General features: G+C 73.8%; 14 protein-coding genes. 7 read left to right on the top strand and 7 right to left on the bottom strand.

The features are described from left to right. Nucleotides 1-81: 81 nt before the first annotated feature. From pepN to ACF06X_RS04895, 4 genes are all read right to left on the bottom strand, one after another. Nucleotides 82-2574 carry an aminopeptidase N gene (pepN, locus tag ACF06X_RS04910; RefSeq protein ID WP_392285731.1) on the bottom strand — a complete coding sequence of 831 codons (2493 nt, stop codon included), beginning with the start codon at nucleotides 2572-2574 and terminating at the stop codon, nucleotides 82-84. A gap of 119 nt (nucleotides 2575-2693) precedes the next feature. Further along, nucleotides 2694-3683 (bottom strand): asparaginase, encoded by a 990-nt coding sequence (locus tag ACF06X_RS04905; protein ID WP_392285730.1) that lies wholly within the window; start codon nucleotides 3681-3683, stop codon nucleotides 2694-2696. Continuing rightward, the gene (locus ACF06X_RS04900) at nucleotides 3683-4051 is read right to left on the bottom strand and encodes a chorismate mutase (RefSeq protein WP_392285981.1); all 369 of its coding nucleotides are present in this window, start codon (nucleotides 4049-4051) and stop codon (nucleotides 3683-3685) included. The genes ACF06X_RS04905 and ACF06X_RS04900 overlap by 1 nt, the downstream gene beginning before the upstream one ends. 5 nt (nucleotides 4052-4056) lie before the next feature. Further along, nucleotides 4057-4944: an AraC family transcriptional regulator gene (locus ACF06X_RS04895; protein WP_392285729.1), complete on the bottom strand. Its 888-nt coding sequence runs from the start codon at nucleotides 4942-4944 to the stop codon at nucleotides 4057-4059. Nucleotides 4945-5023: 79 nt separating this feature from the next. On the opposite strand from ACF06X_RS04895, the gene ACF06X_RS04890 reads away from it, so the two are divergent. Beyond that, a complete protein-coding gene (locus tag ACF06X_RS04890) occupies nucleotides 5024-6766 on the top strand; it encodes a beta-galactosidase family protein (protein WP_392285728.1) in 1743 nt (580 codons plus the stop codon). 160 nt (nucleotides 6767-6926) lie between these two features. Here ACF06X_RS04890 and ACF06X_RS04885 read toward each other — a convergent pair whose 3' ends face one another. Then, complete coding sequence (locus ACF06X_RS04885; protein WP_392285727.1) at nucleotides 6927-7724, bottom strand: S1 family peptidase; 798 nt, start codon at nucleotides 7722-7724, stop codon at nucleotides 6927-6929. A 145-nt stretch (nucleotides 7725-7869) separates the two neighbouring features. On the opposite strand from ACF06X_RS04885, the gene ACF06X_RS04880 reads away from it, so the two are divergent. Continuing rightward, on the top strand, nucleotides 7870-8757 hold the full coding sequence (locus ACF06X_RS04880) for a hypothetical protein (protein WP_392285726.1): 888 nt from the start codon (nucleotides 7870-7872) through the stop codon (nucleotides 8755-8757). 108 nt (nucleotides 8758-8865) lie between these two features. Next, complete coding sequence (locus ACF06X_RS04875) at nucleotides 8866-10494, top strand: ankyrin repeat domain-containing protein (protein WP_392285725.1); 1629 nt, start codon at nucleotides 8866-8868, stop codon at nucleotides 10492-10494. 489 nt (nucleotides 10495-10983) lie between these two features. Here the strand turns inward: ACF06X_RS04875 and ACF06X_RS04870 are convergent, their stop codons facing one another. Next, the gene (locus ACF06X_RS04870; RefSeq protein WP_392285980.1) at nucleotides 10984-11868 is read right to left on the bottom strand and encodes an SDR family oxidoreductase; all 885 of its coding nucleotides are present in this window, start codon (nucleotides 11866-11868) and stop codon (nucleotides 10984-10986) included. A gap of 10 nt (nucleotides 11869-11878) precedes the next feature. Beyond that, nucleotides 11879-12652, bottom strand: a complete 774-nt coding sequence (locus ACF06X_RS04865; RefSeq protein WP_392285724.1) for an SDR family oxidoreductase — start codon at nucleotides 12650-12652, stop codon at nucleotides 11879-11881. Nucleotides 12653-12720: 68 nt separating this feature from the next. On the opposite strand from ACF06X_RS04865, the gene ACF06X_RS04860 reads away from it, so the two are divergent. From ACF06X_RS04860 to ACF06X_RS04845, 4 genes are read left to right on the top strand one after another with little or no spacing between them, the layout of a single operon-like run. After that, entirely contained in the window at nucleotides 12721-13476 is a 756-nt protein-coding gene (locus ACF06X_RS04860; RefSeq protein ID WP_392285723.1) for an enoyl-CoA hydratase family protein, read from the top strand. After that, entirely contained in the window at nucleotides 13473-14399 is a 927-nt protein-coding gene (locus tag ACF06X_RS04855; protein ID WP_392285722.1) for a CoA transferase subunit A, read from the top strand. Before ACF06X_RS04860 ends, ACF06X_RS04855 begins: the two co-directional genes overlap by 4 nt. Before the next feature lie 11 nt (nucleotides 14400-14410). After that, the gene (locus tag ACF06X_RS04850) at nucleotides 14411-15181 is read left to right on the top strand and encodes a CoA-transferase subunit beta (RefSeq protein ID WP_392285721.1); all 771 of its coding nucleotides are present in this window, start codon (nucleotides 14411-14413) and stop codon (nucleotides 15179-15181) included. After that, the gene (locus ACF06X_RS04845) at nucleotides 15178-16227 is read left to right on the top strand and encodes an NAD(P)H-dependent flavin oxidoreductase (protein ID WP_392285720.1); all 1050 of its coding nucleotides are present in this window, start codon (nucleotides 15178-15180) and stop codon (nucleotides 16225-16227) included. The genes ACF06X_RS04850 and ACF06X_RS04845 overlap by 4 nt, the downstream gene beginning before the upstream one ends. The last annotated feature ends 19 nt before the right edge of the window (nucleotides 16228-16246 follow it).

Raw genomic sequence — 16246 nt, 5'->3', positions numbered from 1 at the left:
CGGCCGGGCCGTCGAGCGGCCGGGCCGTCGGGCGGCCATGGGCGGGCCGCCGGAGCCGCCCCGGCTCCGGCGGCGCCCCCCTTACGCGCCGCGGACGCGCAGGGCCCGCCGGAGGTCGTCGAGTTGGTCGGCGAGTTTGCGGTGGAGGGCCGGGATCATCGCGTTCTCGTTGAGATGGGTCTCCCCGAGGGAGAGGGAGGCGGCGTCGACGGCGTACGCGGGGAAGGCGTAGCGGCCCGCGGCCTCCGCCATCGCGGGGCCGCGCCGGGCGCCGAGGGCGATGGCTGCGGGGTAGAAGCGGGGCACGTACTCCCGTACCAGCTCGGCCTGTTCGGGCTGCCAGAAGCCCTGGGCCGTCGCGGTGAAGAGGTAGTTGGACAGGTCGTCCGTGTCGAAGAGGCGGGACCAGGCGGCCGCCTTGGCCTGGGGGTCGGGCAGGGCGGCGCGGCAGCGGGCCGCTCCCTCCTGGCCGGTGGCGCTCGGGTCGTGCGCCAGTTCCTCGTCGATCGCGGCCTCGTCGACGGCGCCGAGGACGGCGAGGCGGGCGAGGATGCGCCAGCGGAGCTCGGGGTCGACCTCGGGGCCGCCGGGGACGGTTCCCTCGGCGAGCCAGGCGGCGATCGTGTCGGGCTGGGTCGCGCTGTCGATGAAGGTGCGGACGGCGGTCAGGCGCAGGCCGGGGGCGTCGCCGTCCTCGGTGCGGCGGATGAGGTCGCGGGCCAGGGAGGTGAGGAGGGCGAGCGCGCCGGGGCGTTCCTCGGCCGGCAGGTAGCGGTCGGCGATCTGGGCGCGGGCGAAGGAGAGGACGCCCTGGACGACGGCGAGGTCCCTCTCCTCGGGGAGGTGGGCGTGGGCCGCCTCCAGGTAGGCGGCGGGGGCGAGTTCGCCGTCGCGGACCATGTCGCGCAGGGTGTTCCAGACGACGGCGCGGGTGAGGGCGCCGGGGATGCCGGAGAGGCCGCGCAGGGCGGTCTCCAGGGAGGCCTCGTCGAGGCGGACCTTGGCGTAGGTGAGGTCGCCGTCGTTGAGGACGACGAGGGCGGGGCACGGCCCTGGAAGGTCGACGGGCGCGGTCTGCGGCACGTCGAGCTCCAGGCGCTCGCGGGCCACGAGCCGCCGGGCGTCGATGAGGTCGCGGTCGTAGACGCCGGCGGCGATGCGGTGCGGGCGGCTGCCGTCGTGGCCCACGGTGAGGGTGGTGCGGGTCTCGTCGCCGCCGAGTGTGGGGGTGAGGGTATCGACGCCGGTGGTGCGCAGCCACCGCTCGGCCCAGCCGTGGACGTCGCGGTCGGTGGCGGAGGCGAGATTGTCGATGAAGTCGGCGAGGGTGGCGTTGCCGAACTTGTGGCGCTTGAAGTGGGTGTTGATGCCGGCGAGGAAGTCCTTCTCCCCCATCCAGGCGACGAGCTGGCGCAGGGCGGAGGCGCCCTTGGCGTAGGAGATGCCGTCGAAGTTGAGCAGCGCGGAGGCGGTGTCGGGGACGGCGTCGGGGTCGGGGGCGACGGGGTGGGTGGAGGGCCGCTGGTCGGCGTCGTACCCCCAGGCCTTGCGGGCGATGCCGAAGTCGATCCAGGTGTCGGGGAAGCGGTCGGAGCACGCCTCGTTGACGGTCTGGTAGCCCATGTACTCGGCGAAGGACTCGTTCAGCCAGATGTCGTCCCACCAGCGCAGGGTGACGAGGTCGCCGAACCACATGTGGGCCATCTCGTGGGCGATGACCATGGCGCGGGTCTGGCGCTCGGTGACGGTGACGGCGGAGCGGTAGACGAACTCGTCGCGGAAGGTGACGAGGCCGGGGTTCTCCATGGCGCCGGCGTTGAACTCGGGGACGAAGGCCTGGTCGTAGGAGTCGAAGGGGTAGGGCTCCTCGAACTTCTCGTGGAAGCGGTCGAAGCAGGCCTTGGTGACGTCGAGGATCTCCTCGGCGTCGGCGTCGAGGTGGGGGGCGAGGGAGCGGCGGCAGTGGATGCCGAAGGGGAGCCCGGCGTGCCGGGTGCGGACGGAGTGCCAGGGTCCGGCGGCGACGCAGACGAAGTAGGTGGAGAGGAGCGGGGTGGCGGCGGCCTTCCAGCGGCCGTCGGGCTGCTGCTCGGTGATGCCGTTGGCGAGGACGGTCCAGCCCTCGGGGGCTGTGACGGCCAGCTCGAAGACGGCCTTGAGGTCGGGCTGGTCGAAGGCGGCGAAGACGCGCTGGACGTCCTCCATGAAGAGCTGGGTGTAGACGTACGACTCGCCGTCGGTGGGGTCCGTGAAGCGGTGCATGCCCTCGCCGGTACGGGAGTACCGCATGGTGGTGGCGACGCTGAGGATGTGTTCGCCCTCGGTGAGGGTGAGGGGGAGCCGGTTGCCGTCGAGGGAGCCGGTGTCGAGGGGCTCGCCGTCGAGGAGGGCGGAGTGGAGGGTCTCGGGCTTGAGCTCGACGAAGGTGTTCCCGGCGGTGCGGGCGGTGAAGCGAATGACGCTGGTGGATTCGAAGGTCTCGTCGCCGGTGGTGAGGTCGAGGTCGACCGCGTAGTGCTGGACGTCGAGGAGCTGGGCACGGGTCTGCGCTTCGTCGCGCGTCAGTACGGACATGGGGCCATGCTGCCTGACGGCGCGGGGACGCGGCAGGGGGTTTCCCCTGCTCATGGTGTTTCGCGGCTCGTGGTGTCTTCCCGCTCGTGGAGGGGTTCCAGCTCGTGGGGGTTCCGCTCTCAGGCGAGGCCGGCGCCGTTGAGGTGGGTGAAGGCGGCGGTGATGCGGGGGCGGTCGTAGCCGGCCGGTCCGGCGGCGCCGCTGGAGATGAGGGCGTGGAGGAGGAGGCGGGCCTTGGGCGGGTCCAGGGGTCCTGCGGGGATGAGGCCGCGGTGCAGGACGTCGTACTCGGAGCCGGGACCGCGGTAGGTGTGGGTGAGGGTGGCGCCCGCGCCGGTGCGGGAGGCGAGGACGACCGGGATACGGGTGGCCAGCTCCGCCAGGGGCTCGACCAGCCGGTCGGGGACGTGTCCGGCGCCGAAGGCGGCCAGGACGAGGCCGTCGAAGCGGGAGTCGACGGCTTCGAGGAGTTCGCCGCGGTCGCCGAGGGAGAGGGTGAGCAGGGCGACCCGTACCGCCGGGTCGAACCGCAGGGGGCGGATCGCGGAGGGGGTGGTGGGGCGCAGCAGGATCCTCGTCTCGCCCTCGACGACCGCGCCGAGGGGGCCGGCGCCCGGGGAGGCGAACGTGGCCACGGAGGTGGTGTGGGTCTTACGGACGTGCCGGGCCGCGTGGATCTCGTCGGCGAGGACGACCAGGACGCCGAGGTCGCGGCAGCGGGGGTCGGCGGCGACCGTGAGGGCGGCCGCCAGGTTGGCGGGGCCGTCCGCGCCGGGCAGGTCGGGGCGGCGCATGGCGCCGGTGACGACGATCGGCCGGTCCGTCGGGCAGAGCAGGTCGAGGAGGAAGGCGGTCTCCTCCAGGGTGTCGGTGCCCTGGACCACGACGACGCCGGAGCCGGCGGCGACCGTCTCCCGTACGTCGTGCGCGAGCGCGGCGAGGTCCTCGAAGGTCAGGGAGGAGCTGGGCAGCCGGCGGAAGTCGCGCAGCTCGACCTCCACGCCGGGGACGCCGAGGCCCGCCACCACCTCCGCGCCCGTCATGCGGGTGGCGTCGCCGCCGCGTGCGGAGATCGTTCCGCCGAGCGTGAAGAGGGTGACGCGGCCCATCAGCGTGCTCCGTCCGCGTTGGCCGCGTCCCGGGTCGCCCCGTTCGCCCCGTTCGCTCCGTTCGCCCCGTCCGCGATCGTCTCGTGGTGGCGGATGACCTCCGCGATGATGAAGTTCAGGAGCTTCTCCGCGAACGCCGGGTCCAGTTTCGCGCTCTCGGCGAGCTCGCGCAGGCGGGTGATCTGGCTGGCCTCGCGTGTCGGGTCGGCCGGCGGCAGCTGGTGCTTGGCCTTGAGGACGCCGACCTGCTGGGTGCATTTGAAGCGCTCGGCGAGCATGTGTACGACCGCCGCGTCGATGTTGTCGATGCTCTCGCGGAGCCGGGTCAGTTCCGCGGTCACGGACTCGTCGATGTCGCTCATGAGCAGCGAGCTTAGACGGAGCGGGTGGCGATCGTCGGAGGGTGTTCGGGATCCGGGATCCGGTTGCTCCAGCCGCCCGGCACGGTCCTGCCCTGCTGTTCACGGAAGCGGATCGGGGCAGCGCCGACCCTCCGGGTGAACAGCCGGGAGAAGTAGGCCGGGTCGTCGTAGCCGACCCGGCGGGCGACGGCCGCGACGGGCAGTTCGGTGGCGGCGAGGAGTTCCTTGGCGCGGCCGAGCCGGATGGAGAGCAGGTAGTCCTTGGGGCTGCAGCCGGCCGCGCGCCGTACGGCGGTGCGCAGCTCGGCCGGGGTCATGCCGTGCCGGGCGGCGTGCTCGGCGACGGAGAGCGGCTGGAAGGCGTCGCGGGCGAGGGCGGTCAGGACGGGGTCGCCGTCGGCGTTGGTGTCGGCGCGGGCGCGGCGGAGCGCGACGAGGAGTTCGTGGACGGCGGCGCCGGTCTCGACCTCCAGGAGCGGGTTGCCGCGCCGGGCGGCGCGGGCGATCCGGCCGATGACGGCGCGTGGTCCCGCGGCGTCGGAGAGCGGGACGACGGGCCGGTCGGGCTCGATGTAGCCGAGTTCGGTGTAGGTGGCGGTGGCGGGGCCGCCGAAGTCGACGAAGCTCTCGTCCCAGCCGGTGCCGCGGTCGGCGGAGTAGTGGTGGGGTATGCCGGGGGTGAGCCAGATCAGGGCGGGTGCGGTGACGGTGGTGCGCCGTCCGTCGGGGCCGCGGTACCAGCCGCTGCCGGCGCTGACGACGACGGCCACGTGGTGGTCGAGGGTGCGCGGGCCGACGGTGGGCAGGGTGCCGTGCTGCAGCCCGACGCCGAGACAGACGAGCCCGAGGCGGTGGTGGACCGGGCTGGGCGTGAAGTAGCGCATCCAGGTGTGGTACATCGGCTCGGGCTCCTTACGTCCAAACAGCGACGATCTTTGTCCATGGACCGGTCCGCCGCCAGAGGGCGAGGGTGAGTCCATGAGCACGTTCGCTGTGGGTGACGAGGACTTCCTCCTGGACGGGCGGCCGGTGCGGCTGCTGTCGGGGGCGCTGCACTACTTCCGGGTGCACGAGGAGCAGTGGGGGCACCGCCTGGAGATGCTCCGCGCGATGGGGCTGAACTGTGTGGAGACGTACGTCCCCTGGAATCTGTACGAGCCGGAGCCGGGCCGGTACGGGGATGTGGCCGCGCTCGGCCGGTTCCTGGACGCGGTGGAGCGGGCCGGGATGTGGGCGATCGTGCGGCCGGGGCCGTACATCTGCGCCGAGTGGGAGAACGGCGGGCTGCCGCACTGGCTGACGGGCTCGCTCGGTCGGCGGGTGCGGACGGACGACGCGGAGTACCTGGAGCAGGTGGAGCGCTGGTTCCGGGCGCTGCTTCCGCAGGTCGCGGCGCGGCAGATCGACCGCGGCGGCCCGGTGATCATGGTCCAGGTGGAGAACGAGTACGGCAGTTACGGCTCGGACCAGGGGTATCTGCGGCGGGTGGCGGATCTGCTGCTCGACTGTGGGGTGGGGGTGCCGCTGTTCACGTCGGACGGGCCGGAGGACCACATGCTGACGGGCGGCTCGGTGCCGGGGGTGCTCGCGACGGCGAACTTCGGTTCGGGGGCGCGGGAGGCGTTCGCGGCGCTGCGGCGGCATCAGCCGTCGGGGCCGCTGATGTGCATGGAGTTCTGGTGCGGCTGGTTCGACCACTGGGGCACGGAGCATTCCGTACGGGACGCGGAGGACGCGGCGGCGACGCTGCGGGAGATCCTGGAGTGCGGGGCGTCGGTGAACGTCTACATGGCGCACGGCGGGACGAATTTCGCGGGCTGGGCGGGGGCGAACCGGGCCGGTGCGCTGCACGAGGGGGAGCTGCGGCCGACGGTGACCTCGTACGACTATGACGCGCCGGTGGACGAGGCGGGGCTGCCGACGGAGAAGTTCTGGCGCTTCCGGGAGGTGCTCGCGGAGTTCGCGGAGGGTCCGCTGCCGGAGGTGCCGGGGCCGCCGCGGCGGATCGCCGCTCCGGTGGCCGGGGCCCTGGCCGAGTGGGCTCCGCTGGCGGAGGTCCTGGAGGTGCTGGGCGACGAGGAGGCGGTGGCCCCGGTGCCGCCGACCTTCGAGGAGCTGGGCGTGGAGCGGGGGGTGGTCCGCTATCGCGTGGAGATTCCCGGGCCCCGGCAGCCGTATCCACTGTCGGTGAGCGGGCTGCGGGACCGTGCGACGGTGTTCGTGGACGGGGTCCGGGCGGGCGTACTGACGACGGAGGACGCGGTGCTGCCGGAACCGGTGGCGGGGCCCGCGGTGGTCGAGCTGTGGGTGGAGTCGCTGGGCCGGGTCAACTACGGGCCGCGCCAGGGTGAGCCGAAGGGGATCACGGGCGGGGTGCGGCACGAGCGGCAGTACGTGCACGGGGTACGGGCCCGGGGGCTGCGGCTGGACGCGTTCGAGGCGGGGGCCGTGGGGAAGGTGCCGTTCGGTCCGGCGGCGGGTGGGGCTCCCGGCCTGTACCGGGCGGTCGTGGAGGTCGCGGGTCCCGGTGACGCGGCGCTCTCCCTGCCGGGTGCGGGCCGCGGCTTCGTGTGGGTGAACGGCTTCTGCCTGGGGCGGTTCTGGGACGTGGGTCCGCAGGACTCGCTGTTCGTGCCGGGTCCGGTGCTGCGGGAGGGCGGCAACGAGGTGTGGGTCCTGGAGCTGGAGGGCGGGGCGCCGGGGCGGGTGGAGCTGGCGTAGGAAGCGCGCGGTGGGCGCCGCACGCGCTGCGGTACATGCGGTACGGGCGTGCGGTACATGCGGTACGGGCGTGAGGTACGGGCGTGCGGTACGCGCGGTACGTGTACGGAGGCGGGCCCCACCCCCGTACACGTACACGTACACCTACCGCGTCACGGGGTCACAGCGTCGCGGCGGCGGACTTGATCGCGGAGGCGAAGGTCGAGACCTCGGTGTAGACGCCGGGGTAGCCGGGCCGTGCGCAGCCCTCGCCCCAGCTCACGATGCCGACCTGGATCCAGGCACCGGCGTTGTCCCGGCGGAACATCGGGCCGCCGGAGTCGCCCTGGCAGGTGTCGACCCCGCCCTCGTTGTAGCCCGCGCAGATCTCCTCGGACGGGACGAGGGAGCTGCCGTACGCCGCCTGGCAGGAGGCGTCGGAGACGAACGGCACGGTCGCCTTGCGCAGGTACCGCTGCTGCGCGCCGCCCTCGCGGGTGGCGCCCCAGCCGGCGACGGTGAACGTGCCGCTGTTGTACGCGGTGGTGTCCGCGATCTTGAGGGTGGGCAGCGAGGTGATCGGCGAGGCGAGCTTGATCAGGGCCCAGTCCTTGCCCGTGCCGTTGTAGCCGGGGGCCTGGAGGACCTTGGTGGACCTGACCTTGATGGCGCTGCCGCTCTGCAGGTCCACGACTCCGGCGGTGGCGGTGATGCTGGTGTTGTTGCCGGAGCCGCTCACGCAGTGGGCGGCGGTGAGGACGATCTGCGGGGTCAGCAGGGAGCCGCCGCAGCCCATGGAGAGCCTGACCATCCAGGGGAACTCGCCCTGCGCGGCCCGGGTTCCGCCCACGACGGGGGTGGGCGCGGCGGAGGCGGTGGAGGGCTGGAGGCTGACCGCGGCGAGGACGACGGCGCCGGCCGCGGCGATTCTCTGCAGCGCGCGGACCAATCGGTTCTTCTTCAAGTGTCTGCCTTTCATGGGGGGTTGAGCCTTGATGGCATGTGCCCGTCAAAGCTTGGTCCGGATTATGGGCAAGGCTTCGCGGGGGCCACAAGAACTCGTTTTCGGCCAGCGCTTCGCCTGCCCCAGCGTCCTCGTACAGTGGAGAGAAGGGGGTGACGACGTGCCGAACGGCGGCGGAAACGGCGAAGTCACGCACGGGTTCCCGCACCTCGACGCGGTCCGGGCCTCGATCACCGCGCTGTACCGGAGGCTCTCCGCGGACGGGGTACGGCGGTACGCCACGAGCGTGGCGGCGGCGGACGTGGCCTTCGGCGACGAGGACGACCTCCACCTCGGGGCGCAGCGGGTGGCCAGGGCGCTCGTGCGGCAGCTGCGGCTGCCCGAGGCGCGGATGATCGTGAGTTTCCGCCGGATGGAGCACGCGGCGAGCGTCGAACTGGCGGCCGGCCCCGAGTACTTCATCGAGCTGAACGATCGCTTCCGCCTCCACCGCAGGGACGTGGGCGCGGCGCTGGCCCACGAGATCACGCATGTGCTGCTGCACCGGTTGGACCTCGGCTTCCCCGGCACCCGGGACAACGAGATCCTCACCGACGTGGTGACGACCTATCTCGGGGCGGGGTGGCTGCTGCTCGACGCGTTCCGGGAGGACGCGGTCTCCCACCAGAAGCTGGGCTATCTGACGCCGGAGGAGTTCGGGTACGTGCTGGCGAAGCGGGCCGCGGCGTTCGGGGAGGACCCGTCGCCCTGGTTCACCAGCCCGCAGGCGTACGAGGCGTGGGGCCGGGGACGGGAGACGGCGGCGCGGGACGGGCGCCGGCCTCCGCTGGCGGGCGCGGGGTGGGCGGCGCGGCACCGGTACGCCAAGGAGCGCCGCTACGGGCGGGCGGCGGCGGGGCTGCCGTACGCCTTCGAGGGGAGCGGGCCGGCGACCAGGGTCTCCTTCCCGTGCCCGGTGTGCTGGCAGCGGCTGCGGGTGCCGGCCGGGGGGCGCGGGGTGCGGGTGCGGTGCCGGGTGTGCGAGTCGGTGCTGGAGTGTGACGCGTAGGGCACGAGGGGGTGGGGGGTGGGGGGTGGGTGGGGCCCCTGAGGCGCGTCATCACCTGAGGCGCGTAATCATTTGCGCCGTACGTACCTTTCGGGTGAAAGTCGCTGGATGAGCACGCTGTTCGACGCCATTCTCGACGGGGACGATGACGCCGCCGTCCGCGCCCTCCGGGCCGGGGAGTCCCCCGAGGCCGACTCGGAGGGGGAGACCGCGCTGTACCGGGCCGCCCTCGCGAACGAGGCCGGGATCGTCCGCCTCCTGCTGGCCGCCGGGGCCGACCCCGCGCGGGGCAGCGGCGAGGGTGCCGGGGACCTTCCGCTGTGCGGGGCGGCGTGCGGCGGGCACACCGAGGTGGTCAGGGCGCTGCTCGCGGCGGGGGCGCGCGCCGACCAGGAGGAGGCGTACGGCTTCACGGCGTTGGACTGGGCGGTACGGCTCGGGCACGCGGAGACCGTACGGCTCCTCCTGGAGCACGGGGCGGACCCGGGACGCCCGGGCAGCGACGGGCTGCCGCCCCTGGTCGCGGCGGCCCGGCGCGGCTCGGCCGCGAGCGTGCGGGCGCTGCTCGACCACGGCGCGGGCCACCGGGAGGAGGCCCTGCGCGAGGCGCGTCGCTGGATCGGCGTGGACGTCGCGGGCGCGCTGCTGCGGGGGCTGCTGGAGACGCACGGCGCCGAACCGTACGAGGCGGTCGTCCGCCGCGTCGCCGAGGACGGCGGAGTGACCGTCGTCGTCGACCTGCTGCGCGAGGACGGCGCGCCCGGCAGCGGCAACGAACAGCAGACCGGGCACGCCGCCATCGCCACGCTCCTGGAGACCGCGCTCGGCGTCCGGGTGCCCTGCGAGGAGCTCGCCGAACGGGCACTGGGCTGCGGCGACCCCGACCAGGACGACTGGACGGAGGCGGTCACGGCCCTGGCCGCGCGCGGCGACGAGGAGACCGTCGCGGCGGCTCTCGCCTGGTGCGAGGCGGGCGATGACCCCCTGCGCCAAGCCCTCGGCGCGGACGTCCTGGGCCGCCTGCCCGCCTGGGCGCCGAGGTCGCTGCCGCCGCTGCGCCGCCTGGCCCGCGAGCTGGCGCCGGGGGACGGGGCCCGTCCAGGGCGGGAGATCCCACCGGCCGACGACCGGGCGTCGGGGCCGGAGATCCCACCGGCCGACGACCGGGCGTCGGGGCCGGAGATCCCACCGGCCGACGGCCGGGCGGCGGGGCGGGCGCCCGCACGCGGTGACGGGCACCGTGCGCGGCGCGAGCCCGCGCTCGCCGTCGTCACGGCGTTGGGGCGGATCGGGGATCCGGCGGCCGTGGACGAGGTGGTGGCGTTCGCCGGGCATGGCGACGCGGAGGTGCGGCGGGCGGTCGGGTGCGCGCTCACGGGGATGGTGCCGGCCGGGCACCCGGGCGCCGTCGGCGCGTTGATCCGGCTGAGCCGGGACCACGACTCGGGGGTGCGGGACTGGGCGACCCTGGCCCTCGCGGAGGTGCCCGAGGACACCCCCGTACTCCGGGACGCGCTCGTGGCGCGGCTCGGGGACCCCGACCCGGACGCGGTGGCCGAGGCGGCTCGCGGCCTGGCGATCCGTCAGGATCCGCGCGCGATCGAGGCGCTGGCCGCGATCCTCGCGGACGGCGACCCGGAGGGCACCGCCCGCGAGACGGCCCTGGCCGCCATCGAGTACGTACGAGATCCGCGGATCAGGACCCGCCTGGAGTGGACGGCTCCCCGCTGCCGCTGACCGGCGCGCGGCGCGACGGACGGCCGACCCGGCGGTACGGGAACGAGCCGGCCGCGTCGATCGACCGGCGCACGGCGCGACGGACCGCCGACCCGGCGGTACGGGAACAGGCCGCCCCACCGATTGACTGGCACACGGCGGCACGGCGGCACGGCGGACCGCCGACTCCAGCGGTAAGGGAACAGGCCGGCCCGCGTCGATCGACCGGTGCACGGCGCGACGGACCGGCCGACCCGGCGGTACGGCAACGGGCCGCCCCCACCGATTGACTGGCACACGGCGGCGCGACGGACCGCCGAACCCGGCGGTACGGCAACAGCCGCCCCCGCCGATCGACCGGCGCACGACGCGACGGACCGCCGACCCGGCAGTACGGCAACGAGCCGCCCCCGCCGATCGACCGGCGCACGGCGCGACGGACCGCCGACCCGGCGGTACGGCAACGAGCCGCCCCCGTCGGTCAGGCGGCAGGTCCCGTGGGCGTGAGCCCTATGCCCCGTACACCGGGCCCGGCGGTTCCGCCTCGGCCAGGAGTTTCGATGTCGCCTCGCCCGCCTCCGCCGGGGTCCAGCGCCGGCCCCTGTCCGTCGTCGGGCCGGGCCGCCAGCCCTCCATGACGGTGATGCGGCTGGCCTCCGCCTCGAAGACGCGGCCGGTCACGCCCGCCGAGGCCGCCGAGCCCAGCCAGACCACCAGGGGGGAGACGTCCTCCGGTACGCCCTCCAGGTCCGCGAAGGCCTGCTCGGTCATCCGGGTCCTGGCCGCCGGCGCGATCGCGTTGACCTGCACCCCGTACCGGCCCGTCTCGGCCGCCGCGACCAAGGTGAGTCCGACGATCCCGGCCTTGGCCGCCGCGTAGTTCCCCTGCCCCACGCTGCCCAACAGGCCCGCCCCGGAAGTGGTGTTGACGACCCGCGCCACCACCTCGCGGCCCGCCTTGGCCTCCGCGCGCCAGTGGGCGACCGCGTGGCGCAGCGGCAGGAAGTGGCCTTTCAGGTGCACCCTCATGACCGCGTCCCAGTCGTCCTCGTCGAGGTTGACGAGCATCCGGTCGCGCAGGAAGCCCGCGTTGTTGACCAGGGTGTCGAGTCGGCCGTACGTGTCGAGCGCGGTGGCGATCAGCGAGGCCGCGCCCTCCCCCGTCGCGATGTCGCCGCCATGGGCCACGGCTTCGCCGCCGGCCGCGCGGATCTCCTCCACGACCTGTCCGGCCGGTGACTCCCCGGAGGCGGCTCCGTCGAGGTCCACTCCGAGGTCGTTGACGACGACCCGCGCGCCCTCGGCGGCGAAGGCGAGCGCGTGCGCCCGGCCAAGGCCCCGCCCCGCGCCCGTCACGATCACGACGCGCCCTTCGCACAGACGCATGTCAGCCATGTCAGCCATGTCAGCTCTCCTTGTCGGCGGTGTTGACGGTCGCGGCGTCCAGGAAGGCCGGGCGCTCCCCGCCCCCGTGCACGAGCAGCGACGCCCCCGTGACGTACGCGGCCCGTGCGGAGGCGAGGAAGACCGCCGCCTCCCCCACCTCGCTCGGTTCGGCGAGCCGGCCGAGCGGGACGGTGGCGCCGACGGCGGCGATCCCGGCCTCGTCGCCGTAGTGGAGGTGTGACAGCTCGGTGCGGACCATGCCGAGGACGAGGGTGTTCACGCGGACGTACGGAGCCCACTCCACGGCCATCGAACGGGCCAGGTTCTCCAGGCCGGCCTTCGCGGCGCCGTAGGCGGCCGTGCCCGGTGAGGGCCGGGTTCCGCTGACGCTGCCGATCATGACGATGGAGCCGCGCGCGGCGCGCAGCCGCTCGTAGGCGGCGAGGGAGACGGTCAGCGGGGCCGTGAGGTTGAGGGCCAGGACCCGGGCGTGACGCTCCGCCTCGCCCTCGCCCAGCAGGCGGTACGGCGTTCCACCGGCGTTGTTGACGAGCACGTCGAGCCGTCCGTGCGTCGCGTCGAGTCCGGCGAGGAACGCCTCGACGGCGTGCGGGTCGCGCAGGTCGAGCGGGGCGAACTCGGCCCGCCTGCCGCCCTCTTCGACCGGTGCGTCGGGTGGCCTGCGCGCGCAGACGACCACCCGCGCCCCGGCCCGCAGGAGGGCCCGGGCGATGCCGGCGCCGACCCCTCGCGTGCCGCCGGTGACGACGGCGACCCTCCCGTCCAGCTCCATCGGCTGCTACCTTTCCTCACCAAGCAGTCACCTAACAAATGTTTGGTGGAAAGGTAGCTGATCCGCTCATGGGTGTCTCCACCTCCCGCCCGGACAAGGGCATCGCTCTTGTCACCGTCGACTTCCCGCCCGTCAACGCCCTCCCCGTTCAGGGCTGGTACGACCTCGCCGACGCCGTCCGCGCGGCCGGCCGCGACCAGGAGAACCGCTGCGTGGTGCTGACCGCCGAGGGGCGCGGCTTCAACGCGGGCGTCGACATCAAGGAGCTCCAGCGCGAGCACGGCACGGCACACGCGGCCCTCATCGGCGCCAACCACGGCTGCGCGGAGGCCTTCTCGGCGGTGTACGAGTGCGAGGTGCCGGTCGTCGCGGCCGTCGGCGGCTTCTGCCTGGGCGGCGGGATCGGGCTCGTCGGGAACGCCGACGCGATCGTGGCCGCCGAGGACGCCACCTTCGGGCTGCCGGAGTTGGACCGGGGCGCGCTCGGCGCGGCCACCCACCTCGCCCGGCTCGTCCCGCAGCACCTGATGCGCGCGCTGTACTACACCTCCCGCACGGTCACCGCCGCCGAACTGCACGCCCACGGCTCGGTCTGGCGGGTCGTCCCGCGCGACGGGCTCCTCGACGCGGCGCTCGGCCTGGCCCAGGAGATCGCCCGCAAGGACGGGTCCCTGATCCGGCTCGCCAAGGCCGCCATCAACGGGATCGACCCGGTGGACGTGCGCCGCAGTTACCGCTTCGAGCAGGGCTTCACCTTCGAGGCCGGTCTCAGCGGTGTCGCCGACCGCGTCCGCGCCGGCTTCGGAAAGGAGCGACCGGCATGAGCGACAGGACGACGGGCGACAGGACGACGGGTGACAGGACGGGCGACACGACGAGCGACAAGACGATGACGCCCGAGGAGGTGGTGGGTCGGCTGCGCAGCGGGATGACGATCGGCATCGGCGGCTGGGGCTCGCGCCGCAAGCCGATGGCACTGGTCAGAGCGCTGCTCCGGTCCGAGATCACCGATCTCACCGTGGTCTCCTACGGCGGCCCCGACGTCGGTCTGCTCGCCGCCGCCGGACGGATCCGCCGCCTCGTCGCCGCCTTCACCACCCTGGACTCCATCCCCCTCGAACCGCACTTCCGGGCCGCCCGAGAGCGCGGCGCCTTCGCGATGACGGAACTCGACGAGGCGATGTTCATGTGGGGCCTGCACGCCGCCGCCAACCGGCTGCCGTTCCTCCCGGTCAGGGCCGGTCTCGGCTCGGACGTGATGACGGTCAACCCGGAGCTGCGGACGGTCCGGTCGCCGTACGCGGACGACGAGGGCCGCTACGAGGAGTTCGTCGCCGTCCCCGCCCTGCGCATGGACGCGGCCCTGGTCCACGTCAACCGCGCCGACCGGCTCGGCAACGGCCAGTACCTCGGCCCGGACCCGTACTTCGACGACCTGTTCTGCGAGGCCGCCGACACCGCGTACGTCTCCTGCGAACGGCTCGTCGACGGCTTCGGGAGCGACACCGTCCCGCAGACCCTCCTCGTCGGGCGGCACAGCGTCACCGGCGTCGTGGAGACGCCGAACGGCGCCCACTTCACCTCCTGCGCTCCCGACCACGACCGCGACGAGCCCTTCCAGCGGATGTACGCGACCACGCCCTGGCCCGCGTTCGCCGAGCGGTTCCTGTCCGGCAAGAGCGAGGACGACTACCAGCGGGCCGTACAGGCCTGGCACGAGGAGCAGCGGGGAGAGGGGCAGCGGTGACAGGGGCAGCGGTGACAGGAGCAGCGGCACGTGAAGCCGAGGCAAGTGGGGCGGAGGCCGTCAGTCGCTCGGAGTACTGCGTCGTGGCCTGCGCCGACGCCTGGCGCGGCAGCGGCGAGATCCTCGCCGCCGCCATGGCCCCGGTCTCCTCCTTCGGCGCCCGGCTCGCCAAACGCTCCTTCGCCCCCGAGCTGCTGCTCACCGACGGCGAGGCGATGCTCGTCGGCCTCGACGGGCAGGTCGAGGGCTGGCTGCCGTATCGGCGCCACCTCACCATGGTCACCGGCGGCAAGCGGCACGTCATGATGGGCGCGAGCCAGATCGACCGGTACGGCAACCAGAACATCTCCTGCGTCGGCGACTGGTCGCGGCCCACCCGTCAGCTCCTGGGCGTCCGTGGGGCACCGGTCAACACGCTCAACAATCCGGTGAGTTACTGGATCCCCCGGCACTCGCCCCGGGTCTTCGTCGAACGCGTCGACATGGTCTGCGGCGTCGGCCACGACCGCGCCGCGGCCGCCGGGGCGACCCGTTTCCACCGCATCCCCCGGGTCGTCTCCGACCTCGGCGTCTTCGACTTCGAGACGCCCGACCGCTCGATGCGGCTCGCCTCCCTGCACCCGGGCGTCACGGTGGACCAGGTGAGGCGGGCCACCGGTTTCGACCTGGTGATCGGCGACGAGGTCCCGTACACCCGCGAACCGACCGCCGAGGAGCTGCGGCTCATCCGGGAGGTCATCGACCCAGGCGGGCTGCGGGACCGCGAGGTCACGGCGTCATGAGGACGGCGCTCACCGAGCTGACCGGCGTCCGGTACCCGATCGTCCAGACCGGTATGGGCTGGGTCGCCGGGCCCCGGCTGGTCTCGGCGGCGGCCGAGGCGGGCGCGCTCGGCATCCTCGCCTCGGCCACCATGAGCGTCGACGGACTGCGGGCCGCGGTCCGCGAGACGAAGAGCCGTACGGACCGGCCCTTCGGGGTGAACCTGCGCGCGGACGCGGGCGACGCCCGCGAACGGGTGCGGATCATCGTCGACGAGGGCGTCCGGGTCGCCTCCTTCGCCCTCGCCCCCTCGCGGGAGCTGATCGCGGAGCTCAAGGACGCGGGTGTGGTCGTGATCCCGTCGATCGGGGCCCGGCGGCACGCCGAGAAGGTCGCGGCCTGGGGCGCGGACGCGGTGATCGTGCAGGGCGGGGAGGGCGGCGGGCACACGGGCGAGGTGGCGACCACGGTGCTGCTGCCGCAGGTGGTCGACGCGGTCGGCATCCCGGTGATCGCGGCCGGCGGTTTCCACGACGGGCGCGGTCTGGTCGCGGCGCTCTCGTACGGCGCCGCCGGCATCGCCATGGGGACCCGTTTCCTCCTGACCTCCGACTCGACCGTTCCCGACTCGGTCAAGGCGCGGTATCTGGCGGCCTCGGTCAGGGACGTCACCGTCACCACCGCCGTCGACGGACTGCCCCACCGGATGCTCCGTACGGAGATGGTCGCCGCCCTCGAACGGGCGGGCCGGGCACGGGCCTTGGCCCAGGCGGTACGCCGGGCGGCCGGTTTCCGGAAGCTCTCGGGCCTGTCGTGGTCGCGGATGATCCGCGACGGGCTCGCGATGAAGCACGGCAAGGACCTGTCGTGGAGCCAGGTCCTGCTCGCCGCGAACACCCCCATGCTCCTCAAGGCCTCCATGGTCGAGGGCCGCACCGACCTCGGCGTCATGGCCTCCGGACAGGTGGCGGGTCTGATCGAGGACCTCCCGAGCTGCGAGGAACTCGTCCGCCGCGTCATGTCCGAGGCCGCGCACGTGCTCCGCACCCTGCCACCACCAGGGTGACCCCTCATCCCCGTAAGGG

The sequence above is a fragment of the Streptomyces sp. NPDC015346 genome, assembly GCF_043078785.1.
Lineage (GTDB): Bacteria > Actinomycetota > Actinomycetes > Streptomycetales > Streptomycetaceae > Streptomyces.
The sequence above is the reverse complement of the archived record's forward strand: the minus strand, read 5'-3'. Positions and strand labels throughout refer to the sequence as shown.

Coding starts and splice junctions, on each gene's coding strand:
- ACF06X_RS04855 (WP_392285722.1), top strand. CDS start 13,473: ATGAGCGACAGGACGACGGGCGACAGGACGACGGGTGACAGGACGGGC.
- ACF06X_RS04865 (WP_392285724.1), bottom strand. CDS start 12,652: ATGGAGCTGGACGGGAGGGTCGCCGTCGTCACCGGCGGCACGCGAGGG.
- ACF06X_RS04885 (WP_392285727.1), bottom strand. CDS start 7,724: ATGAAAGGCAGACACTTGAAGAAGAACCGATTGGTCCGCGCGCTGCAG.
- ACF06X_RS04860 (WP_392285723.1), top strand. CDS start 12,721: ATGGGTGTCTCCACCTCCCGCCCGGACAAGGGCATCGCTCTTGTCACC.
- ACF06X_RS04875 (WP_392285725.1), top strand. CDS start 8,866: ATGAGCACGCTGTTCGACGCCATTCTCGACGGGGACGATGACGCCGCC.
- ACF06X_RS04845 (WP_392285720.1), top strand. CDS start 15,178: ATGAGGACGGCGCTCACCGAGCTGACCGGCGTCCGGTACCCGATCGTC.
- ACF06X_RS04905 (WP_392285730.1), bottom strand. CDS start 3,683: ATGGGCCGCGTCACCCTCTTCACGCTCGGCGGAACGATCTCCGCACGC.
- ACF06X_RS04895 (WP_392285729.1), bottom strand. CDS start 4,944: ATGTACCACACCTGGATGCGCTACTTCACGCCCAGCCCGGTCCACCAC.
- ACF06X_RS04870 (WP_392285980.1), bottom strand. CDS start 11,868: ATGGCTGACATGCGTCTGTGCGAAGGGCGCGTCGTGATCGTGACGGGC.
- ACF06X_RS04890 (WP_392285728.1), top strand. CDS start 5,024: ATGAGCACGTTCGCTGTGGGTGACGAGGACTTCCTCCTGGACGGGCGG.
- pepN (WP_392285731.1), bottom strand. CDS start 2,574: ATGTCCGTACTGACGCGCGACGAAGCGCAGACCCGTGCCCAGCTCCTC.